This is a genomic window from Acinetobacter sp. RIT698 (genome assembly GCF_009668065.1).
Taxonomy (GTDB): domain Bacteria; phylum Pseudomonadota; class Gammaproteobacteria; order Pseudomonadales; family Moraxellaceae; genus Acinetobacter; species Acinetobacter guillouiae.
This window is the reverse complement of record NZ_WJYH01000021.1, coordinates 25000-48080: the sequence shown is the minus strand read 5'-3', so window position 1 is coordinate 48080 and position 23081 is coordinate 25000. Positions and strand designations below refer to the sequence as shown.

16 protein-coding genes are annotated in these 23081 nt (G+C 37.9%); 6 read left to right on the top strand and 10 right to left on the bottom strand.

The annotated features are described in order from the left end of the window. Positions 1–416: 416 nt before the first annotated feature. The 5 genes from leuA to GJV03_RS11035 all read right to left on the bottom strand — a co-directional run bounded on the left by leuA (position 417) and on the right by GJV03_RS11035 (position 9213). Positions 417–2114, bottom strand: coding sequence for a 2-isopropylmalate synthase (leuA, locus tag GJV03_RS11055; RefSeq protein ID WP_004726520.1), 1698 nt, complete (start codon positions 2112–2114; stop codon positions 417–419). A 278-nt stretch (positions 2115–2392) separates the two neighbouring features. Further along, complete coding sequence (locus GJV03_RS11050; protein WP_154130097.1) at positions 2393–3505, bottom strand: alpha-hydroxy acid oxidase; 1113 nt, start codon at positions 3503–3505, stop codon at positions 2393–2395. Then, positions 3502–4185 carry a Fe2+-dependent dioxygenase gene (locus GJV03_RS11045; RefSeq protein WP_056514087.1) on the bottom strand — a complete coding sequence of 228 codons (684 nt, stop codon included), beginning with the start codon at positions 4183–4185 and terminating at the stop codon, positions 3502–3504. The genes GJV03_RS11050 and GJV03_RS11045 overlap by 4 nt, the downstream gene beginning before the upstream one ends. 109 nt (positions 4186–4294) lie before the next feature. After that, complete coding sequence (locus GJV03_RS11040; RefSeq protein WP_154130096.1) at positions 4295–6550, bottom strand: catecholate siderophore receptor Fiu; 2256 nt, start codon at positions 6548–6550, stop codon at positions 4295–4297. A gap of 437 nt (positions 6551–6987) precedes the next feature. Next, the gene (locus tag GJV03_RS11035) at positions 6988–9213 is read right to left on the bottom strand and encodes a TonB-dependent siderophore receptor (protein WP_154130095.1); all 2226 of its coding nucleotides are present in this window, start codon (positions 9211–9213) and stop codon (positions 6988–6990) included. A 431-nt stretch (positions 9214–9644) separates the two neighbouring features. Here GJV03_RS11035 and tig point away from each other — a divergent pair, with 431 nt between their 5' ends. The 4 genes from tig (at position 9645) to GJV03_RS11015 (ending at position 14038) form a co-directional block, all read left to right on the top strand. Next, positions 9645–10976 (top strand): trigger factor, encoded by a 1332-nt coding sequence (tig, locus tag GJV03_RS11030; RefSeq protein WP_004726530.1) that lies wholly within the window; start codon positions 9645–9647, stop codon positions 10974–10976. 189 nt (positions 10977–11165) lie between these two features. Then, positions 11166–11777, top strand: coding sequence for an ATP-dependent Clp endopeptidase proteolytic subunit ClpP (gene clpP, locus GJV03_RS11025; RefSeq protein WP_004726532.1), 612 nt, complete (start codon positions 11166–11168; stop codon positions 11775–11777). Positions 11778–11813: 36 nt separating this feature from the next. Continuing rightward, the gene (gene clpX, locus GJV03_RS11020) at positions 11814–13124 is read left to right on the top strand and encodes an ATP-dependent Clp protease ATP-binding subunit ClpX (RefSeq protein ID WP_004726534.1); all 1311 of its coding nucleotides are present in this window, start codon (positions 11814–11816) and stop codon (positions 13122–13124) included. A 164-nt stretch (positions 13125–13288) separates the two neighbouring features. Further along, positions 13289–14038 carry a DUF2846 domain-containing protein gene (locus GJV03_RS11015; protein WP_004726536.1) on the top strand — a complete coding sequence of 250 codons (750 nt, stop codon included), beginning with the start codon at positions 13289–13291 and terminating at the stop codon, positions 14036–14038. A 60-nt stretch (positions 14039–14098) separates the two neighbouring features. Here the strand turns inward: GJV03_RS11015 and GJV03_RS11010 are convergent, their stop codons facing one another. From GJV03_RS11010 to GJV03_RS10995, 4 genes are all read right to left on the bottom strand, one after another. After that, positions 14099–14632 carry a DUF2059 domain-containing protein gene (locus GJV03_RS11010; protein ID WP_004726537.1) on the bottom strand — a complete coding sequence of 178 codons (534 nt, stop codon included), beginning with the start codon at positions 14630–14632 and terminating at the stop codon, positions 14099–14101. A gap of 57 nt (positions 14633–14689) precedes the next feature. Next, positions 14690–15223: a DUF2059 domain-containing protein gene (locus GJV03_RS11005; RefSeq protein ID WP_154130094.1), complete on the bottom strand. Its 534-nt coding sequence runs from the start codon at positions 15221–15223 to the stop codon at positions 14690–14692. A gap of 10 nt (positions 15224–15233) precedes the next feature. Beyond that, entirely contained in the window at positions 15234–15782 is a 549-nt protein-coding gene (locus tag GJV03_RS11000) for a hypothetical protein (RefSeq protein ID WP_154130093.1), read from the bottom strand. An 82-nt stretch (positions 15783–15864) separates the two neighbouring features. Continuing rightward, positions 15865–17391, bottom strand: a complete 1527-nt coding sequence (locus tag GJV03_RS10995) for a fumarate hydratase (RefSeq protein ID WP_004726542.1) — start codon at positions 17389–17391, stop codon at positions 15865–15867. Positions 17392–17655: 264 nt separating this feature from the next. On the opposite strand from GJV03_RS10995, the gene GJV03_RS10990 reads away from it, so the two are divergent. Beyond that, positions 17656–18267 carry a class I SAM-dependent methyltransferase gene (locus GJV03_RS10990; RefSeq protein ID WP_154130092.1) on the top strand — a complete coding sequence of 204 codons (612 nt, stop codon included), beginning with the start codon at positions 17656–17658 and terminating at the stop codon, positions 18265–18267. 281 nt (positions 18268–18548) lie between these two features. After that, entirely contained in the window at positions 18549–20759 is a 2211-nt protein-coding gene (locus GJV03_RS10985; protein WP_154130091.1) for a TonB-dependent siderophore receptor, read from the top strand. Positions 20760–20903: 144 nt separating this feature from the next. Here GJV03_RS10985 and pta read toward each other — a convergent pair whose 3' ends face one another. After that, entirely contained in the window at positions 20904–23045 is a 2142-nt protein-coding gene (gene pta / locus GJV03_RS10980) for a phosphate acetyltransferase (RefSeq protein WP_154130090.1), read from the bottom strand. Positions 23046–23081 lie beyond the last annotated feature (36 nt).

The following is a 23081-nucleotide window of genomic DNA, read 5'->3' as shown; positions in this document are numbered from 1 at the left end:
TAGAGATATCTAAGTCATCTGTATGGCTAATAAATTAATGATATTCCATGGTTTTCACAATAGCTTTTATCATTAAAGTTCACTTCAGGATGAGTGATGATGTCGAGTAGGGTCACAATGAATGTTTTGGCTTTGCTGAGGCTCAACGTATTCTTCTTTCGAAAAAATGAAAAGCTTAAGCTTTATCAGAGAGCGATCTTGTGAAACTTTGCTTCTCATCGCCAAACGTGTTCACTACTCGCCAACACCAGTCTGATCTCAAACAATCATGGATGAAATTTCCATGTATCTTTTTATCTTTAAATTATTTTTAAAAGATATAAAGCTGTTCGAAGAGATTGCTTGATAACATCAATAAATAAAAGAAAGGATACCACTAGGGGGCATCCTTTCTAAAGTCTTTTAACTGATATCGCTTATACAGCAGCAGCGATGACTTGTTCAGTACTTAAAACACCTTGGTCAATCAAACGATTGGTTGCCGCAATGATTGCTTCAATTGAAGAGGTAACAATATTGTCATGCACACCAGCACCGAATGCAGATTTACCAGTACCTTGAACTTGAAGTTCGATCAATGCCAACGCTTTTGCATGTGCGCCTGAACTGATACTGCGTTCTTCGTAGTTTAAGACATCAATTGGTAATTGAAGCGCATTTAAAATCGCAGAAATTGGACCATTCCCTTCACCACGTAAGCGCTGAGTTTCACCATTGATGACCACATCAAGTTCAATTACTTGGCTACCATTTTCATCTGACAATCTATAGTTTTTCGCTGAATAATGTGCATCTTTTGCAGCAACATAGGTGTCTTTAAACAAGGTCCAAATTTGTTGAGCTGAGACTTCAACGCCTTCTTCATCTGCAACTTGCTGAACAATTTGTGAGAATTCAATCTGTAAGCGACGAGGTAAAACCACGTTATAGTTTGACTCTAATAAGTAGGCAATACCGCCTTTACCCGACTGTGAGTTGACACGGATCACTGCATCATAATCACGTCCTAAATCTTTAGGGTCGATTGGTAAGTAAGGCATATCCCAAATTTCTTCGTCTTTTTGGAACTCAAAGCCTTTTTTAATTGCATCTTGGTGAGAACCAGAGAAAGCAGTAAAGACCAAATCACCAGCATATGGGTGACGTGGGTGTACAGGCAAGCCAGTACATTCTTCTATTGTGGCAATAATCTCATTAATGTTTGAGAAATCTAACTCACATGCCACACCTTGTGTGTACATGTTTAATGCAATTGCAGCAACGTCCACGTTACCAGTACGTTCACCATTCCCAAATACACAACCTTCAACACGATCAGCACCAGCCATGATCGCTAACTCAGATGCTGCAATACCACAGCCACGGTCATTGTGACAATGTACTGAAATAATCACACCATCACGACGTTGCAAATTACGATGCATCCATTCGATTTGGTCGGCATAGACATGCGGACCTGAAACCTCAACAGTTGCAGGTAAATTTAAAATGACTTTATTGTCAGGCGATGCTTCCCAAATTTCAGTCACTGCATCACAGACATCTTTAGCAACCTCTAATTCTGTTGCTGTAAAACATTCTGGACTGTATTGAAAAATAAATTCAGTTTCAGGCTGTTTGGCTGCATATTCTTTTACTTTGCTTGCCGCATTCATTGCCAATTGTTTTGCACCATTGGCATCAACATTCAATACTTTTTTACGGAAAGTGGGTGAATTTGAGTTATAGATATGCACAATGGCACGTTTTGCCCCTTGTAAAGCCTCAAAAGTCCGTGCAATTAAATGATCACGCGCTTGCACCAAGACTTCGATATAAACGTCATCTGGAATATGACCTTCTTCAATCAACTTACGGGTGAAATCAAAATCAACTTGTGATGCTGAAGGAAAGCCAATTTCAATATGTTTAAAGCCAATTTTGACCAACATTTCGAACATTTTGAATTTTTGTTCGATGTTCATTGGCTCGAAAATCGCTTGGTTACCATCACGAAGGTCAGTACTCATCCAAATTGGCGCTTTATTGATTTCGTTATTTGGCCATTGACGGTCAGGCAAGTCTACACGTTGGTACATGCGACGATATTTTTTACTTGGATCAGCCAACATCATGAGGTAACTCCTTGTGTAGTTGTTGTTGCTCGTCTCTTGGGTAAAGGCAACTTACTACAAATATAGATTGTGTCTATCTGTTCAATTTACAAGTGTTTTTAAGATGAAAACACAGTAAATTTTCATAAATTTATACGTGGGTAACACGAGATAAATCTAAACACTGATAACTTACAAATGGTTTAACTTAAGATTAATTCTAAAACAATTATCTTGGAAATAATTTCCTTAATTTGCATAAAAAATATCAGTTGAGAGAAAAATTTCCTTTGAATGACTTAATCTTGAAAAATATATTCTTGATTGATTTCTTTTACGGTAGCAGTTCCCATTAATGCCATGGTAATTTCAAATTCTTCCTTTAAAATTTTAATCACATGGGCGACACCTAAAGCACCAGCAACAGAGAGCCCGTAGATCGCAGGACGGCCAATCAGCACTGCAGATGCGCCTAAAGCCAATGCTTTAAATATATCTGTACCACGGCGGATTCCACCATCCAAAAGTAAAGGAAAATCATGAGGAACAACGGCCTTAATTTTTGCTAAGGCGATCAGTGGGGAAATACTCGTATTGAGTACTCGCCCACCATGATTAGAAACGATTAAGCCTTTTACGCCGATTTCGACTGCTTTTTTTGCATCGAGTGGATGTAGCACACCCTTTAAAATTACAGGCAAATGGCTATGGGCAATTATAAATTCGATATCTGCCCATTTGGGTGCAATTTGCATTAAACCGTTGAATACAGGATGTTGATGCTCAGAAATTTCGGGTAGGGGAATGTGGGTGGGTGTATGGGGGTGTTGCATGCCTTCTGGCAATTGAAAATTCACCCGACGTTCACGATCACGAATCCCTGTATGCGGTGAATCTACTGTAATCACAAGCGCTTTAAAATTTTGTTGTTCTGCGAGTCGAACTAAGGCCAATGATTTCTCACGATCACCTTGCCAATACAGTTGGAACCATTTCAGCGGGTTTTCTTGTTTTAAACTTCGCATATCGGTATTGGTGAAAGTACTCAGTACGATATTACTTCCTAAAACTTCGGCTGCCAGTGCAGCCGCAGCTTCGCCCTCTGGGTGGAACAATTGTTGATGTCCAATCGGTGCAAGAAAAATTGGATGAGGAAATTTTTGCCCTAAAATTTCACATTCTGTCGAGCCTTGAGTTAAGTCATTGAGCAGTCTTGGAATCAGTTGAATATTTTTAAATTGTTGTAAGTTTTCTTGAACACTTTGCTCATCCATCGCCCCACCTTGCAAGTAGTGCCAAGTGTTTTCAGGCAGATGCTGTTCTGCTTGTTTCTCGTAATCCGCAATTGTCTGTAAATATGCTGGAATTTGAGTGAGTGGAGTAATAGGAGTATTTGCTGTTGTCGAAATCATAAATTGCCCCATTGACGAAGTAAGTTATGATAATGACTGGTTAAACTAACCACTTCTTCATTATCACCCAATTGCTGACGTAGTTTGATAATGGTGATATCTAAATTAAATAACATACTACGTTGCCAATCGTCTTTAACCATGCTTTGCATCCATGTAAAAGCGGCAATTCGTTGTCCAGACGTTACTGGTTCGACACGGTGTAGGCTCGTAGCTGGATAGAGAATTGCATCGCCTGCATCAAGTTTCACTTCATGACTACCGTAGTTGTCTTCAACAATCAGTTCACCACCTTCATATTCATCTGGTTCGGATAAGAATATTGTCATCGAAACATCTGTACGGATCATTTGTCCTGTCAGTGACGAATATTGCACTGCATTATCAACATGGTTGCCGTAGTTTCCTGAATCCTGATAGCAATTTAGCATGGGCTGTAAAATATGTTTTGGTAATCCTGCAGATTGAACTAAAAGGTTTTGTTTTAGGATTTTTAAAATCTGTGTGGAAATCATTTGATAGACTTCATGTTGCACATCAACTTGTAAATTATTTTTAATTTGTTGTGCCTGAGCGCCTGCACTGTTTCTACCATTCACCCAAAGTTTTTCATCTTCCAATAATTTTCTAAACTCAGAAACTTGTTGTTTGCTTAAGACTTCGGGGATATGTAGCATCATTGAATTTAATCACTCCTTGAAACAATATTTTGTGCAAATAAAAAAGTAGTATATTCACAGAGAATGTACTACTTTTTGACATTCAACTAAATGTAAATTTAATTGAATTTTAGAATTTATAGTTCAGCGTTAATGCTGCTGAACGAGGTTGTCCAAGCACCACACGGCCACCACCATTATTTAATGTACTGATATAGTCTTTATCTGCAAGGTTGTAGACATTTAAATTTACAGATGCATTTTTATTGAATGTATAACCGACTAAAGCATCGAATACTACATAGCTTGGAATAGAAGGCATTGCAGCAAGTGAAGTACTGTCAGTGATGACACGTTTTTGATCATCTACATAACGTGCACCAACACCAACTTTAAAGCCTTTAATATCATAAGTTGACCATAAGCTTGCAGTCCATTCTGGCGACCAGCGGACATTATTGGTTTTGGTAATTGCACCAGTTGTTGCATTAATACTGAGTTGATCTTCTTGCTCAGTTTTCATATGAGCAACACCAGCAGAAATATTCCATGCATCTGTAATTTTACCAACTGCACCGAGTTCTATACCTTTGACTATCGTTTTGCCTTCTTGAATGGATTCTTTAGTAATCACATCTTGAGTAAATTGGTTTTCATTTTCAGTATAATAAGCAGCAGCTGTTACAGCCAATTGGTCATTAAGCAAATCCCACTTTGTGCCTATTTCATAATTATTAGTTTCTTGTGGTTTAGCCGCAGCACTGTTAATCCCTTCTGGAGAAAGACTAAAGTTAGCACTTCCTGGAGGCGTTAACGATTTTGCATAAGCGGCATAAACACTACTTTTGCTTGTAGGCTTAAATAAGCCACCTAGTTTCCAGCTGACCAAAGTATCGTTTGCTGTTAAATTTGTTGGTGTTTTGGTGATAGCTAAAGTTGTTGCATTTGTAGCAACTGATAAACCTTTGAAATCAGTTTCATAATAATCAACACGGATACCACCACTGAGTTGGAAACGTTCTCCAAATTTCAATGTATCGAATGCATATAAAGCTGCTGTATCAGTCGTACCATTTGAATAGCCACCTGTATCAACTAAGTTTGGTAAAACTTGATATCGATCGGGGTGATATAAATTTGCATTTGGTGTGGTTGGTGCTTTAGTACCTGGTGTCTGCGTTGATAAGCTTTTTGTGTATTGTTGTTCTTTTAATAATTCTAGACCTAAAACAACATCATGTTCGATAGTGCCTGTTTTAACTCCCCAATTAATTGTACTTTGGTTTGCAATAATTTTATTCTCTTGGTCTACACCTTGGCGAGAGCGGGTTATGGTCCATTGCGATGGATCCGTGGAATTATTTCTGCTTAGTGTATTGATCCCTGTTAAAACACGATCCATTTCGGTTTTGCCAAAACGAGAGATATTTGTAAATTTTAAATTCTCAGTAAGGTCTGTCTCAACTTTTGCAGTTACTATATCTGCATCGACATCTTCATGGTCATCGATATGACCGTAATAGTTTTCGCGATCAACTTTAGGTGCTTTGGCTAAATCTGAATCTGTATTCCAAAAGCCTTTTAGACCAATGGTAGGAATACCTCCATCTGGAATATTACGCTGACGAACATGTTGTGAATATAAATAGAAACGAGTATCTGTATCTAAACCGAAAGCAATTGCAGGAGCAACGGCATAGCTGTTGTTTTCAATATAGTCACGGCCCTCGATACCACCATTTTGTCCCATAACATTTAAGCGAACAGCAGTGTTGTTATTGAGCGCTTGATTAATATCAGCAGACAGACGAGCATGTTCAGCAGTGTTATAGGTTGCTGAAATAGAACGACTATTTTGTAGATAAGGTAATTTACTTACAAGGTTAATATAGCCTGCCGCAGCTCCACGTCCTGCTTCTGAGCCAGAAGGTCCTTTGACGACTTCAATTTGCTCTAAGTTAAATACATCACGGCTTATAGCGCCTAGATCACGAATACCATCTACATAAGTTGATGTTTGGGTTGAAAAACCTCGCATTTGAAAGGCATCACCAGCACTGGTATTACCATTTTCACCAAGTTGTAATGTGATTCCTGGTGTATTACGCAAAGCCTCAACTAAAGATGTTGCCCCTTGTTCTTGTAATAATTCCTTTTTTATTACGGAAATTGTTTGAGGTGTATCAAGTAATGGTTGAGTATATTTTGGAGAGCTAATCTGATCTGCCTTATATGTCGTATTTTCCACTTCAGATTTTACAGTAATCAATGGAAGTTTTACTGGTTCACTCTCAGTCGTTGCAGCATGTGCAATAAAAGGAAGGGTAGCAGCTAAAGCAACAAGTGATTTCGCTTTGTTATGTTTACGGCTTTTGATATTGGCCATTGTAGGTATCCCTAAGAGTAACTTTAGAATTTCCATAACTGCACATTCATTTATGAGTGTGAGGAACGTACAGTAAATATGGAGGAAATGTTAAATCATGTAACAGAATTCTTTAGATGCGAATTCTAATGATAATTATTTTCATTCACAATGACTATAAATGATTATTCATACGGAAAAACTGTTTAATTTATTAAAGATAATTAAAGAAAACTATAGGGGATATGATTGATGGGGTTTGATCATATTGCTGAAATTTAAAGTATTTTTAATGAATGGTAAAAAGTAACTATTGGAAATTATAGAATTATTTTTTAGTAAGTATTAATAACGACGGAAGTTATCTTCAATAAAAGACACAACGAGCTAAATTGTAGGTAAAAAAATGGCCCCTATGAAAAGGAGCCATTTCACTTTAATTTTTAAAGTATTAACTATTAATATTTAAAGTTAATTGATAAGACAGCATTACGACCTTCAGCTTCTGTTGCATAGTGAGATGCATAAGCTTTAGTAAAATAACGCTTGTCTGAAAGGTTGTTTACATTAAGCTGTAAATCAACATTTTTGTTGACGTTGTAGCGAGCCATTGCATCATAACGTACATAACCTGATACATACTTAGTATTGGCAGCATCACCATAGACTTTGTCCATACCTAATGCCCCAGCACCAACAGTTAACTGTGGAAGAACTTGATAGGTTGTCCAAAGTGTTGCAGAGTTTTTAGGTACGTTAGGAAGTTGTTTGCCTTTCGCTGGGTTAGGGTATGTACATGTTCCAGCACGATTACATGACGGACCAGGGTTGGTCATTTCACTGTCTAGATAAGAGTATCCAGCCGTAATATTCCATTTGTCTGTAATTTTACCTGTAGCACTAAGCTCAACACCATCAACTTTACTTTCACCACCGTTGGTGTAGGTACCAGCATCTAATTGGATACGAGTATTTTGTTTTTCTGTACGGAATACAGCAGCTGTTAAGTTTAAGCGATCATTGAAGAGGTCCCATTTAGTTCCAACTTCATAAGTACGCGCTTCTTCTGGCTTTAAGTCCATATAAGCTTGTCCGATCGCTTCTGAACCATCACCACCATCAACACCCACTGGGTTAGCTGATGTTGCATAGCTTGCATAGATCGAACCATTTTTCATAGGTTTATATGTCAAACCAGCTTGGTAAGTAAAAAAGTCTTTATTACTTTCTAGTTTAGCGCCTGTTGCATTCGTCACTTGCTCAGTGTCAAATTTGTCCCAACGAACACCTAGGTCAAGTAGCCATTGTGGATTAAATTCAATATTGTCAAGCAAATAAACTGATGTAACTTTTGTTGTCGTCGTGGTGGTATTACGATTAGCAACTGCCGAACCTAACCATTCTTCTTTCGAATTTGGATTTGTTAAAGACGTACACCACGCATCATTGATTTTACAATCGCTGTTGAAACCACCAGTTGTAGTACCTGTGTAACCTGGATAAGTGGTCGTATAGCTACCTTTATCTGATTTTTGATCACTATATTCTGCACCAACATTAAACTTATGCTTAATTGCACCAGTGTTAAATTTACCAGTCAATGCAAGTTGATCTGTGAAAATATCTGTGTCAGTAATACGTGAGTTAATACGACGCCAAACTTTATCATTTAGGACATTACCTTTTGAGTCATCTGGTTGAGTCCAAAGATAATCATTCGTTGACTTGTTATACACTGCAGTATTGGTAATGGTTAAATTGTCAGTTAAATCATGTTCTAATTTAATTGTACCAATTTGGTTTTCTTGTTTTTGAAAATCACGATCATGTAAGCCATAGTAAATGCCTTGTTTAACATCTACAGGCTTACCAAAAGTTGCTTTTTTCAAAGCATCATAATTATATGGCACACCCGAATCTGGTGTATCGTCTGACTTTAAATAGTAGTAACTTAACGTCGCACGAGTCGCAGTGTCTAAGCCAAAAGTAATACTTGGCGCAATACCAGCACGTTTATATTCTGCGCCGTCATGTTGACCCGCTTTCTCATTTTGGTGCCCCATTACTGCAATACGAGCAGCAATCCCATTACCAAAATCTTTATTGCCATCTAGGGTAATACGTTGGTAGTTATCTGTACCACCCGCAACAGAGCCTTCTAAAGCATCGCCTTTTTTAGCGACTTTAGAAATCATGTTTACACTACCACCAACCGAACCAGCACCACCAAGTGAAGATGCTGACCCTTTGATGACTTCTACTTGTTCTACTGCAAACATTTCACGGTTTTGTGAAGTGGAATTACGCACACCATCCACAAACATAGAACTTTCAGAGTTATAACCACGAATAAATGGACGATCACCATTTGGGTTACCACCTTCACCAGCACCAAGGGTAATTCCTGGAACTGTACGGAGTGCATCTGCAAGTGTTGTTACTTGAGTATCTTGAATCAGCTGTTTTGAAATAACAGATACAGATTTAGGTGTATCCAAAAGTGGCGCAACAAATTTTGTATTGGCAGACTGATCTACTTTTAAACCTTGTTCAGTCGTTGCTTGTGCTTTAATTGTTGGTAGTTTTGCGATTTCGTCTTGAGCGATGGCTGACGTTGCAATAACTGAAAGAGATGAAGCGATTGCTGTAGTAACAATCTTTTTGCGTGATTTGATAAAAGACATACTTAAACTCACTAAGAGTAGTGCAAATTTGTATGCGAATAATAATGATTCTTATTGTTTATTTCATCTGTTTGAAATTGAATTTGTCGATAGTTTTAAAAGTTTATGATGAGAAAATGAATTGAAAATATGTTGAATTTTCACTCAACTTTTTGAATTTTATTTATTTAGTTTTATTTATGGATATTTCAAAATGTAAATAAATTTATTCTATTGTTACTAAAGTATTTGAATTTGGTAAATTTCTCAAAATATGCGGATTTCTGGCTTTTGACTACAAAGAAGGGGATTGGTTTAAAAAAGCGACATAATGGGGAAATCCGTGACCGAAATAAAATGATTTACACAGGTGTTTTGTATATATTCAAATGTTGTCATATAATGTGGCACTTTTTGAAAAACTGTAATTATTAAATTCTATCGAGGAAGCCATGCAAGTAACTTCTGAAGCGGTTTCGGGCGTTGCCCGTCGTTTAAATGTATCTGTACCGACGAGCCGTATTAACGAGCAGTTTGAAGCTCGCTTGAAACGCACTGCCAAAACTGTGAAGATCAACGGCTTCCGTCAAGGTAAAGTGCCAGTAAACGTTGTACGTCGTGAATACGGCGCTGGTATTTACCAAGAAGTTGTAAACGACATCATTCGTGACACAGTATTTGAAGCAATTCAACAAGAAAAAATCAACGCTGTTGGTATGCCAAACATCGACAAAGTTGAAAACAAAGATGATGCTTTAGTTTATCAAGCTACAGTTGAAGTTTATCCTGAAGTTGAAGCTAAATTTGAAGGTCTTGAAGTATCACGTAAATCATCTGAAGTAACAGATAAAGACGTTGATGCAATGCTTGAAAACCTTCAAAAGCAACGCGCTGAATGGACTGAAACTAAAGGCATGGCTAAAAAAGACATGCAAGTAACTTTCGATTTTGAAGGTACTGTTGATGGTGAGAAGTTTGAAGGCGGTGCTGCTGAAGACTTTAAACTTGTTTTAGGTTCTGGTCGTATGATTCCTGGCTTCGAAGACGGTATCGTTGGTATGAAGAAAGGCGAAGAGAAAGTGATTGATGTAACTTTCCCAGAAGACTATCAAGCTGAAAACTTAGCAGGTAAAGCAGCTCAATTCAAAATCACAGTTAAACTTGTTGAAAAACAAAAACTTCCTGAAATTGATGCTGAATTCCTTAAAATCTTCGGTTTAACTGAAGAAGAAGGCGTAGAGAAATTAAAAGCTGACGTTCGCAAAAACATGGAACGTGAAGTAAAAAATGGCCTACGTAACCAAGTGAAAGGTGCAACTTTTGATGCACTTGTTGCTGCAAATGACGTAGAAGTTCCTGAATCTATGTTGGCTCAAGAAATTGACCGTCAACGTCAACAAATGATTCAACAATTTACTCAGCAGTTTGGTGCTCAAGGTGCTAAAGCATTTGATAGCAGCATGCTTCCTGATGAATTGTTCAAAGAACAAGCTGAAAAAGCAGTTAAACTTGGTGTATTGGTAAGCAAAGTATTGGCTGATGCTAAACTTGAAGTAGATCAATCACGTGTTGATGCTTATATCGAAGATATGGCTTCTTCTTATGAAGATCCAACTGAAGTGATCGAATATTTCAAAACTGATAAGCAACAACGTGCTCAAATCGAAGGCGTAGTGTTAGAAGATCAAGTTGTTGATCATATCTTAGCTGCTGCTAAAGTAACTGATGAAGTTGTTAGCTATCAAGATTTGTTAAAAGAGCAACAAGCGCGCCAACAAGGCTAAGTTGTTTGATCTAAAAAAAGGCGCTTTGGCGCCTTTTTTTATGAGCTTAAACATGGATTTAATCATTCCATTCACAATACTTATGCAAAAAATATCTGATATTAAGTTGGGAATATTTTGCATTTTCAGCAATTATCCCTCATATTGTGAACATGAGTGAAGTAACAAGAATTCAGGAATAAATAACGTATGTATGTTCCATCAATTGAAAGCGCTTTGGTGCCAGTAGTCGTAGAACAATCTTCACGTGGTGAGCGTTCTTTCGATATTTTTTCACGTCTTTTACGTGAACGTGTGATTTTTTTAACTGGTGAAGTTGAAGACAACATGGCGAATCTTATTGTCGCGCAAATGCTGTTTTTAGAAGCTGAAAATCCAGATAAAGATATCCATTTATATATCAATTCACCTGGTGGTTCAGTGACTGCGGGTATGGCAATTTACGATACTATGCAATTTATTAAGCCTGATGTAGTGACCTATTGTATGGGTCAAGCTGCATCTATGGGGGCTTTCTTATTAAATGCTGGTGCAAAAGGTAAGCGTTATTGCTTGGAAAATGCGCGTGTGATGATTCACCAACCATTGGGTGGTTTCCGTGGTCAAGCATCGGATATTGAAATTCACGCACGTGAAATTTTATTCATCAAAGAACGTTTAAATCGTTTAATGGCTGAACATAGTGGTCAAGATTACGAAACTGTCGCTAAAGATACAGATCGTGATAATTTTATGACTGCACAGCAAGCAAAAGAATATGGTTTAGTGGATCAGGTATTAAGTAAACGACCTCAAGACTAAACATTTATAGATAAGATTTAAGAATTTGGAGTGAAAATGTCCGATCTTCCTCAAGGACAAAAGCATTGTTCATTTTGCGGTAAAACGCAGTCTGAAGTCGGTAAGCTGATTGCAGGCGAGGACGCATATATTTGTAATGAATGCGTGGATGTGTGCTTAGACTTAGTGCAAACGAGTCAACAGGTGGAAACAGGCGATTGGGCAACACGTCCATTGCCAAAACCACATGAAATTCGTGCGGCTTTGGACCAATATGTAATTGGTCAAGACACTGCAAAGAAAACACTTTCAGTAGCAGTGTATAACCATTACAAACGTTTAAAAGTATCTCAAACAGGTCACAAGCCTAAAGATGCGGTTGAAATTGCTAAAAGTAATATTTTGCTGATTGGACCGACAGGTTCAGGTAAAACATTGCTTGCACAGACACTTGCGCGTTTGCTTGATGTACCTTTTGCAATGGCTGATGCAACAACATTGACTGAAGCTGGTTATGTTGGTGAAGATGTTGAAAACATTATTCAGAAACTTTTGCAAAAAGCAGATTACGATGTAGAAAAAGCACAAAAGGGCATTATCTATATTGATGAAATTGACAAGATTACCCGTAAATCTGAAAACCCTTCGATTACACGTGATGTGTCTGGTGAGGGCGTGCAACAAGCATTGTTGAAAATGATTGAAGGTACTGTTGCGTCAATTCCGCCTCAAGGTGGACGTAAACATCCACAGCAAGAGTTTATTCAAGTCGATACTGCAAATATCTTGTTTATCTGTGGTGGTGCGTTCTCTGGTCTTGAAAAAGTTGTTCAACAACGTCAAGAAAAAGGTGGCATTGGTTTCACCGCAGACGTAAAGAATAAAGACGATAGTAAGAAAGTATCTGAATTATTCCGTCAAGTTGAAGCCGCAGATTTGGTGAAATTTGGTTTAATTCCAGAGTTCATTGGTCGTTTACCTGTGATTGCAACCCTTGAAGAGCTTGATCAAGAAGCCTTGATGCAGATTTTAACTGAACCAAAAAATGCATTAACTCGTCAGTATCAATATCTCTTTGAGATGGAAAATGTAGACCTTCTTTTTGAAGACTCTGCTTTACGTGCGATCGCGAAAAAAGCGTTAGAGCGTAATACAGGTGCGCGTGGTCTGCGTTCTATTTTAGAAAATGTATTGCTTGAAACCATGTATGACTTACCAAGTCGTTCAGACATTGGTACTGTGATTATCAATGAAGCGGTGATTAATGATAAAGCTGCACCAGAGTTCAAGTCTGAACGTCAACCAAAGCATGAAAATACTGAAGTTGAAAAAGTAGATTTGAAGGTATTAGATTCAAAATCAGCTTAAAAGTCTGATTCTGATTCATCCTCAGTGCAATTCATCTGAAACGTGCAAGTAGCTTGACTATTTGCACGTTTTTTATTTTTAAATGGTCATTGAAATGTTAAGCTGGCTGTAGATAATAGGGTTTATTAAAAACGAAAATAAAAAATACGCGGTGAGGGAAAATCATGCGTTACATCGGTCTAGTCGTTTTGATCAGTTGTGGGTTGGCAGCTTGTCAAAGTCATCAATCTGTTGAACAGCAACCTGCAAAAGTTGTTTCAACTTTAGATCCAATCGATTTCAAAAAAGAAGATTCGTTGGTTCATGAAAAGCTTGAACAATATAAAGTTGCATCCTTCTCTACGGGGTCTTGGGTCAATCAAAAACCGGGGCAATACTTTAAGCTGGTTAAACCACAGAATCCTCAAGCTGCAATTGTGTATTTTTATCGACCAGACAGTCGTTGGAATAGACAAGAAATTATTCCAAACAATTTTTTTCTGAATGGTAAGAAAATTCCAAGCTTGATCAGTAATCATTATTACTGGATTGAACTGGCTGAAGGTGACTATAAATTAAGTCTCAGTCGCCCATTAACGGTTTTTCATTTCCAGAAACCCAAAGTTGCTTACTTCTCAGTAGAAGCTGGCGGGCAATATTTTGTCAAATATGAAGAAGAAAAATTTCGCGGTGGACCAAATGGTGAAGCAGGGTTATTACGTGTAGGGCCTTTAATGCAAATGCCTACCCGACAAGGCTTAAAAGAAATTGCAATGACTCAGCTAAAGACTCCTGGCCTTAATTTCGTGGCTGAAGTGACTGCGGATGGACGAGTGATCAAACCTAAAGAAAAAATCAAAGGTGAACCGTACAAAGTGAGTGATGATGTGCACTTGGGGCAGCAGTTTAAACTTTGGAACCCAATGACTTGGTAATCTATCGCTAGATGATGTTTGATATAGAAAAGAGAGCGAGGCTCTCTTTTCTTATTTATTTTATTGAGTATTTGCAGCCTTTTTTAAAGCATCTAATTTTTTAGTCACTTCTTTAAAGTCTTCAGATGCAGTTTGTACACTTTTTATCAGTTGGCTATTCATGACTTTCATGGTTTCTTGGGCAACTTGAGGTGTTTTTTTCAAAATCGACTGTCCAATTGCACTTGAATAAAAATCAATTTGAGCTTGAACTTCTTCAGCACTGTATATGTCTTTATAAATCTTAAGATAAATTGGTTTGATTTGATCCCACGCAACAGTTTTTTTACTTTGCTCATACATTTTGTCAGCAAGCTCATTTGCGACAATTTGTTCTTGTGGGTTGAGCTGATCTTTTTTTACTGTCATTTGAATGATCTGGTAAGCTTGTTGATCCAGCTGAGGACGAATCTGTTGTATGGTTTCTTGTAGCAGTTCATCAATATTCATAACTTTCAATAATTGTTGAACTTGTTGATCTGAAGCGGGTGCTGCAAAAGCAAAATTTGTGCTGATACATGCGCTTGCAAATAGTAAGTGTTGGAGTAATTTCATAAAATACCTATATAAGTTCTGGTTGTAATTCACATCATAAAATGGTTGAGTAAAAGCTTATTCAACTTGAAGAATTGGCTTTAAAATCGTTTCCATTTTTTCTTTCAGGGCTTTTTGATTTTCTACTTTTAGCATTTTTTCTTGAGAAAACTTTGCGGTTTCTTGCATGACTTCTGTCATAAGCGTGTTCATCTTTTGATTGATGGATTGTCCAATCGGTGTACTTAAAAAAGCGATATTGGCTTGAACTTCTTCTTCAGTAAAGGTCTTTTTAAATAATGATTTAAACATGTTGAGATATTCTGGGTCAGTCACCAGCTGCTGTTGAATATCACTATACAGCGCACTAATTTGTAGTGCTGCATTTTGCTGATCGATATTCAATGTTTGAGCCCCTGTCACTTGGCGAACAAGAGCTTCTGCTTGATCGTCAAAGTAGGGTTGCATATCACGAGTACTTTGTTTGAATATCTCTGAGATATTGGAGAGTTGCATCAATTTGTCGACACTTTTATCTGTTGCTGGAGATGCAAAACTTGACACTGTGATACAGCATAAACTTAAAGTTAAAACTAACTGCTTAATTTTCATAGGTTTTCCTTTATTTATTTTCATCTAAATGATGCAATTGCTGAATAATTTCTCCAATTTTATTGCGATATTGTTGGATAAATTGAGGGTCATTGATTGCCTTATGAATAGCAGCATTGCTTTCTATGAATATTTCTGTGTCAATATTGGCAAGTTTTGTGTACAGCTCTTGGCTTGACGTTGTGTCACGCTGAGAGAGCATTTCAATTTCTTGAGAACTTAACGATTCTAAAAGAATTTGTTTGGTTTGGGCGATAAATTGTGGATCTCGGAGAATATTTTCTGGTATTGCTTGATAAATTTCTACAATTTGAGGGATGATTTGTTTTTCTTTATCAGTGAGTTCTATTGTACTTAATCCGTTTTTGATTAAATTTTGTGCTTGACTTTGATAAATCCTTTTTGCACTTTCATTGTATTGTAGGCGCCATATTTGATTGGTAATGATACCTTGTGCTAGTCGCTCAACGGCATCACTATCAGTGTTTGAGGCAAAACTTTGAATAGAGATCAAGCATAAAAATAACCCCGGAAAAATAATATATTTTATAAAGTTCATGATCTGACCCAAAATAAAAAGCACTCTAATCATAGAGTGCTTTTTAAGTGATGCTCAAGCTTAATCTAAGCTTTAGATCAGATTATTGTGCAACAGCATCAACCACTGGGATTTTACCAATTTTGGCTTGCCAGATTTTAGGTGCAGTCGCATGAATAGAAGTACCATTGACATCAACTGCAACAGATACAGGCATGTCTTGTACTTTAAATTTATAAATAGCTTCCATACCTAAGTCAGCAAATGCAACAACTTCTGCTTCACGAATGGCTTTAGATACTAAATAAGCAGCACCACCAACAGCCATTAAATAAGTCGCTTTATTGTCTTTGATTGCTTCAACAGCAGCAGGTCCACGATCCGCTTTACCAATCATACCGAACAAGCCAGTCGCTTCAAGGACTTGACGTGTGAACTTATCCATACGCGTTGCTGTTGTTGGACCAGCAGGGCCTACAACTTCATCGCCTACAGGATCTACAGGTCCCACGTAGTAAATGAATTTACCTTTGAGATCTACAGGTAACTGTTCGCCTTTATTTAACATGTCAACCATGCGTTTATGCGCAGCATCACGACCTGTATAGATGGTACCGTTCAATAATAATGTATCACCCGGTTGCCATGAGTTCATTTCTTCCTGTGTGATATTGTCTAAGTCAACACGTTTAGATGTTGACGTATCCCAAGTCACTTCAGGGTAATCTGAAAGTAAAGGCGCTTGAATATGTGCAATCCCTGAACCGTCTAACTGGAAGTGAGCGTGACGAGTTGCAGCACAGTTTGGAATCATACCGACTGGTTTACCAGCAGCATGACAAGGGTAGTCTTTGATCTTAATATCAAGCACTGTGGTTAAACCACCAAGACCTTGTGCACCGATACCCAATGCATTTACTTTTTCAAAGATTTCAATACGCAGTTCTTCGATTTGGTTCTGTGGACCACGGCGAAGTAACTCGTCCATATTGATTTCTTCCATGAGCGATTCTTTTGCAAGCATCATGGCTTTTTCAGCAGTACCACCAATACCAATACCGAGCATTCCTGGAGGACACCAACCCGCACCCATCGTTGGTACAGTTTTAAGTACCCAATCTACGATCGAGTCAGAAGGGTTAAGCATTGCCAGTTTAGATTTATTCTCTGAACCACCACCTTTCGCTGCAACAGTAATATCGACTTTATTGCCTGGAACGAGTTTGTAGTGAATTACAGCAGGTGTATTGTCTTTGGTATTTTTACGACCAAAAGCAGGATCTGCTAAAACTGAAGCGCGGAGTACGTTGCTGTTTTCTAAATAACCTTGGCGTACACCTTCATTGATCGCATCATCTAAGCTCATGGTTAAATCAAATTTAACATCTAAGCCCACGTCAACAAATACGTTAACAATACCAGTATCTTGACAGATTGGACGATGACCTTCTGCACACATACGTGAGTTAATTAAGATTTGTGCAATTGCATCCTTTGCAGCTTGGTTCTCTTCACGATCATAAGCACGGCTCATCGCTTGGATAAAGTCTTGTGGATGATAGTACGAAATGAACTGAAGCGCGTCCTTGACCGATGTGATCAAGTCATCTTGTTTGATAATAGTTGTCATATCAAAAATCTCTTGAGCGGGCTGTTAGCTAGCGGGCTAAATTATACGTGATATTGCTTGTTTTGTGGTGGCTTAGATCTAATTTCAGCCTAAAGTTTTATGATTTTATTTGAGAAACTCAGCTTATATTTTGGTTGATCAAGTCAACTTTTCTACTTTTTATATAAATGATGATAAAGCAGTATTGAAATAAATTTTCAGATTTTACAGAGTGAAAAGCTCTATACTCTGTTGAGTCAAAAGCTTGGGCTGAATAACAACAACATGGAAAACTATACGGATCTTGCGGAAAATATTATTGAAATATATAAAAAGCATGCTCGTGCATGGACTCAATTACGCGGGAAGTTTCTTTATGAAAAAGCGTGGTTGGATCGCTTTTTAACTTTAATTCCAGCTTACTCCCATATTCTGGATTTGGGCTGTGGCTCTGCAAAACCAATTGCTGCTTATTTGATTGAGCAAGCGAATACTGTGACAGGTGTTGATAGTTCTGATGTGATGATTGAAATGGCGAAAAAGAATTTTCCTGAGCACACTTGGATTTTAGCTGATATGCGAACAGTAAATTTAAATCGCAAGTTTGATGCAATACTCGCTTGGGATAGCTTTTTTCATCTTACACAACAAGATCAGCGAGATATGTTTGAAATTTTTAATCAATATACAAAAGCTGGTGCTGCTTTAATGTTTACCAGTGGACCATCACAGGGTGAAGTGGTTGGAGAGATGTTTGGCGATGCGCTATATCATGCCAGCTTATCATCCGCTGAATATCATGAATTATTTAAAAAGTATAATTTTGAAGTGATAAAGATGATTGCTGAAGATCGTGATTGTACAGGGCATACTGTTTGGTTAGCCAAGCGAATATAAAATATTTAGATGAAAGTAAATTAAGCAACAAATAAAACGATATCTAAAAATTTTAAGATTATCAAAATAAGAGACTCATATGTTTAAATTATGAGTATTAAAGTTATTTTTTAGTTTAATTTATTAATAAGAGAAAAATAATCCTATCCACTTTAATGTACTTTTCACGGTTATTTTTTAAACCATCATCATTTTGTAGTTAAATTAGCATGTTATTGTAATTTTTGGTGAGAAATTGTATTATAATGATAAATATTCTCATTATGTTTTTTGGTGCAATCATGCCTTTTGTTAAAAAAAGCTTAACTTTAATGATGCTGTCAACGGGAGGACTTTTCGTTTCTTCTCTAACATTTGCAAATACAGATAGCAGTGAAGAACAGAAAAAAAGTACGGCAACGCTTCCCACGATTGTAATTGAGGCAATGGCTGATGGGGATCCAATAAAAACATACGTAGACTATAAACAAGCCAATGTTACGAGAAATGGTTTAGATAAAAAAGATATACCTCAAACTGTTGATACAATTGATGTTTCGAAATATAAGCTGTATGGCGCAAATGATCTGAGTGTTATGTTACAAGGCACGCCGGGCGTTTCAACCAGTTATGATACAAGAAATGACGGAATCTCTATTCGTGGATTTAATGCTGATGAGAATGATATCTATCGTGATGGGATTCGTGAAAGCGGACAATACCGACGCAGTACTGCCAATGTTGAGCGAATCGAAATTCTAAAAGGGCCAGCATCGGTACTATATGGACGAAGTTCGGGTGGTGGAGTCATCAATATGGTGACTAAAGTTGCTAATTTTGACTCAAAAAGTTCAGTTGGAGCATACGCGGGTTCTTATAGCAATATTGGGGGAACACTTGATATTAATAAAGTACTCAATGATAACTGGGCTGTCCGTTTGGTTGGCGAGAAGTCAGATACCAATAGCTTTCGTTCAGGAATTGGCTTTAATCAGGAGATGTTGTCACCAAGTATCACTTATCGTAGCGACGATGAAAAACTACTTTGGACAACGGAATTTACTTACGATAATTTAAATAGAACGCCTGACCGTGGTCCAGTCTACAATGAACTGCCTGCTGGTGTTTCCATTAAAACAGCTTTTGCTGGAAGCAATGATAATATTGTTGATGAAACAAAATCATTTAGAACTGATCTGAAATATGAATTTGCATCAAACTGGAAATTCCATTGGGCATTGAGTCAGCGTGAATCTTTTCAGGATTTTGATAACTTCTTTGGTGGCACATGGTGTTCAGCAGAAGGGTTATTAAACGATGGAAAACCATGCGTGTGGAAAGGAAAAATACGTCAAAACTATGCTTGGCAGCAAACCACCAATAAAACATTAATGAATACCTTTGACATTACAGGGCAATTTAAAACAGGTGTTTTAGATCATAAAGTTATGTTTGGTAGTGATTGGTCAATTGAAAAAAGAGAGCCAATTCTTGGGAATTATTCAAGTGGTGATAAAGCGGGTCTTTATTATCGCTATGTCGATCCATTTAATACTTCTGATAATTATTTATCTGATGGTTGGTCTAAGCTCAATGGTTCTCGTCCAGAAGAAACAACGCACAGTAAAACCGATGCAAGCTCTTTAAGCTTCTTCCTACAAGATCTAATCTCATTCAATGAAAAATATAAAATGATGCTAGGTCTCCGCTATGATAGTTATGATTTTGCAACCAATGATATTCGTAATCAAAGTAAACGCTCATATCGAGATGATAGTGTAAGTCCAAATATCGGTTTCGTTTGGCAACCTATTGAAAGCCAAAGTTTTTATAGTTCTTATAGTAAAAGCTTTTCACCTTATGGTGGTCGAAAATTGTTAGGAGTGAGTACAACAGTAAATCCAAGTTTGTATGATGCTGAGCCTCAATATAATGAGCAATATGAAATTGGAGTGAAAAGTGATTGGTTGGATGGTCGTTTAAATACTCAGCTTTCTATATTTGATATTACTAAAAATAATATACGCTACCAGCCAGACTCTATTAACAGACCGAATGATTGGGAAGTGGGGCAGAAGCAACAATCACAAGGCGTAGAGTTTAGCTTTATCGGTCGAGTGCTAGATAATCTCTATGTGCGAGGTGGTTATGGCTATACCGACGCGAAATGGAAAAGCGATAGTCGTACTGGTGTAAAAGAAGGAGATCTTTTAAACGGTAAAAAACTAGCAAAAGTTTCTGAAAATACAGGCAATCTATTTGTTCGTTATTTACCAACAGAGAAATGGTACGGCGAAGTGGGGGCGACTTATGTTGGTTCTTATTACACTACGGATAAAAATTTGATCAAAATGCCAGACTGGACTCGTGTAGATGCTGCTATTGGTTATAAAGACGATAAATGGGGCGCGACGTTTGCTGTGAATAATTTAACAGATAAAGAATACTGGCGTTCAGATTCTATGCCTGGAACTCCACGAAATTATTTATTGCGCGTGAACTATTTCTTCTAAGCTTTAATTTCATTGAAAATAAAGCTGTCTGATTGCCATGATAGCAATTGAATCGATGGGGATATCAGTATAACTTTTAGTCAGCATATTATAAAAAACCACCCAATTGATTTGGGTGGTTTTTTTATGTCTAGTAGATCAGATTTAATGCGTAGCTTGTTGTTCTGACTGAATCGCCGTCAATGCAATGGTAAAGACAATATCATCTACCAATGCACCACGAGACAAGTCATTTACAGGTTTATTTAAACCTTGCAGCATTGGACCAACACTGACGACATTAGCAGAGCGCTGAACTGCTTTATAGGTGGTATTGCCTGTATTGAGGTCTGGGAAGATAAACACATTGGCACGCCCAGCAACTTGAGAGTCTGGTGCTTTAGAGCGACCAACGCTTTCAACAGATGCAGCATCATATTGCAAAGGGCCATCAATCAGTAAATCTGGACGACGTTGTTTGGCAATTTCCGTGGCTTTTGCAACTTTTTCAACTTCCGCACCTGCACCTGAAGTGCCGGTTGAATAAGAAATCATGGCAATACGTGGGTCAATACCAAATGCTTTTGCCGAATCTGCAGATTGAATTGCAATCTCCGCCAATTGCTCAGCATCTGGATCTGGATTGATTGCGCAATCACCATATACATAAACTTCATCTGGCAACAGCATAAAGAAGATAGAAGAGACCAATGAGTATTCTGGTGCAGTTTTGATCAACTGGAATGCAGGGCGCACCGTATTAGCAGTGGTATGTACAGCACCAGAAACCAGTCCATCGACTTGATCAAGTGCCAGCATCATCGTACCGAGTACCACAGTATCTTGCAGTTGCTCACGTGCTTGTAATTCGTTGAGTTTACCTTTGCGTAATTCAACCATTTGCGTCACGTAGTTTTCACGGATCAGATCTGGATCAATAATTTCTAAATCCACAGGGAGTTCAATATTACGTGCTTTGGCGACTTCAAGTACCGCTTCAGGTTTTGCTAACAATACACATTGCGCAATACCACGAGATTGACAAATTGCTGCGGCTTGAATGGTACGCGGTTCATCGCCTTCAGGCAGTACAATACGTTTTTTTGCAGCAATTGATTTTTGCACCAATTCATGACGGAATGCAGAAGGGGATAAACGAGGTTTATAGTCACCATTCAACATCTGGGTCAGCCATTCTGGATCAATATGGCTTGAAACGAAGCGAGTCACTTGATCTGCACGTTCAGTATCATCCACAGGAATTTCATTGCTTAGATTGGCAAGTTGCTGTGCTGTTTCAAAGGTACTGAGTGGTGTATGTAAAATCGGTAGACCATTTTTGATTGCAGACTGGCAGAACTCTAAAACCAATGGATTTGGCTCATGATGTTCAGTTAAAACTAAACCTGCGAGTGGAATGCCATTGCTGGTGGCTAAACTACTGGCCAATAACACATCAATACGATCAGAAGCACTGATAATCAGTTCGCCTGCAACGAATTTTTGTAGTTCATGTTCAATATTTGACGCAATTAAACTGCTGTGCAATACACGGCGTGTGTTAGCTTTGCCCTGATTAATCCATGTGGCTTGAATTTGTTTTGCTAGGTCTGAGATGCGTGGCACACTCAATGTATCACTGAATGGAACTAAGCCAATAATTGGAAACGCTGCTGAACCAATGTGTGCATAAGTTTTTTGAATTTCAGTTTTAAATTTTTCAGTATCTGCAACTAAACGTAAGCTTGGATCAATGGTCACCGGAATTTGTGCAGATTCAGCAGGTAAACCGCGGGTACGCATAAACAATACGCCTGCATTACGCGATGATGATGCACCACCAAAATTGCGTACTTGTGCTTCAACTTTTTCAGCAGTTTGTTCTGGTTTTTCGATATTGGCATTGCTGACAAATACAACTTTGGCATCTAAAGCTTGCGCCAAAGAGGCATTTAAATCACTGGCAAAAGCATCACGTGCAGTAGGGACTAAGCCCTCTACAATGACAATGTCATGGGACTTTGCAATTTGGCGTTGTAAGCTGACTGCTTCTTCAAGGAGCTCATCAGTTTCACCATCATTGAGCTGTTGCGTGATTTTTGTATAAGCTATCGGTTCAACCGTATCTAATTTTGAGATATGACGGTAAAGCGCAGTGGTACGGTCTGGTTCAGCAACTAATTCTTGTGAAAATGGTTTTACAAAGCCTGCTTTAACGCCTTGGCATTCCAATGCATAGACTAAACCTAAACACGCAGACGTTAAGCCTACGCCTTCCCCAGTTGGAACCAATAAAATTGTTTTCATAGACGATTCTTTAATCAGTAAAAATATGTGAATTTA

Excerpts from the sequence above, each read along its gene's own strand:
- leuA (WP_004726520.1), bottom strand. The coding sequence starts at position 2,114 with ATGATGTTGGCTGATCCAAGTAAAAAATATCGTCGCATGTACCAACGT.
- GJV03_RS11050 (WP_154130097.1), bottom strand. The coding sequence starts at position 3,505 with ATGATTTCGACAACAGCAAATACTCCTATTACTCCACTCACTCAAATT.
- GJV03_RS11045 (WP_056514087.1), bottom strand. The coding sequence starts at position 4,185 with ATGATGCTACATATCCCCGAAGTCTTAAGCAAACAACAAGTTTCTGAG.
- GJV03_RS11040 (WP_154130096.1), bottom strand. The coding sequence starts at position 6,550 with ATGGCCAATATCAAAAGCCGTAAACATAACAAAGCGAAATCACTTGTT.
- GJV03_RS11035 (WP_154130095.1), bottom strand. The coding sequence starts at position 9,213 with ATGTCTTTTATCAAATCACGCAAAAAGATTGTTACTACAGCAATCGCT.
- tig (WP_004726530.1), top strand. The coding sequence starts at position 9,645 with ATGCAAGTAACTTCTGAAGCGGTTTCGGGCGTTGCCCGTCGTTTAAAT.
- clpP (WP_004726532.1), top strand. The coding sequence starts at position 11,166 with ATGTATGTTCCATCAATTGAAAGCGCTTTGGTGCCAGTAGTCGTAGAA.
- clpX (WP_004726534.1), top strand. The coding sequence starts at position 11,814 with ATGTCCGATCTTCCTCAAGGACAAAAGCATTGTTCATTTTGCGGTAAA.
- GJV03_RS11015 (WP_004726536.1), top strand. The coding sequence starts at position 13,289 with ATGCGTTACATCGGTCTAGTCGTTTTGATCAGTTGTGGGTTGGCAGCT.
- GJV03_RS11010 (WP_004726537.1), bottom strand. The coding sequence starts at position 14,632 with ATGAAATTACTCCAACACTTACTATTTGCAAGCGCATGTATCAGCACA.
- GJV03_RS11005 (WP_154130094.1), bottom strand. The coding sequence starts at position 15,223 with ATGAAAATTAAGCAGTTAGTTTTAACTTTAAGTTTATGCTGTATCACA.
- GJV03_RS11000 (WP_154130093.1), bottom strand. The coding sequence starts at position 15,782 with ATGAACTTTATAAAATATATTATTTTTCCGGGGTTATTTTTATGCTTG.
- GJV03_RS10995 (WP_004726542.1), bottom strand. The coding sequence starts at position 17,391 with ATGACAACTATTATCAAACAAGATGACTTGATCACATCGGTCAAGGAC.
- GJV03_RS10990 (WP_154130092.1), top strand. The coding sequence starts at position 17,656 with ATGGAAAACTATACGGATCTTGCGGAAAATATTATTGAAATATATAAA.
- GJV03_RS10985 (WP_154130091.1), top strand. The coding sequence starts at position 18,549 with ATGCCTTTTGTTAAAAAAAGCTTAACTTTAATGATGCTGTCAACGGGA.
- pta (WP_154130090.1), bottom strand. The coding sequence starts at position 23,045 with ATGAAAACAATTTTATTGGTTCCAACTGGGGAAGGCGTAGGCTTAACG.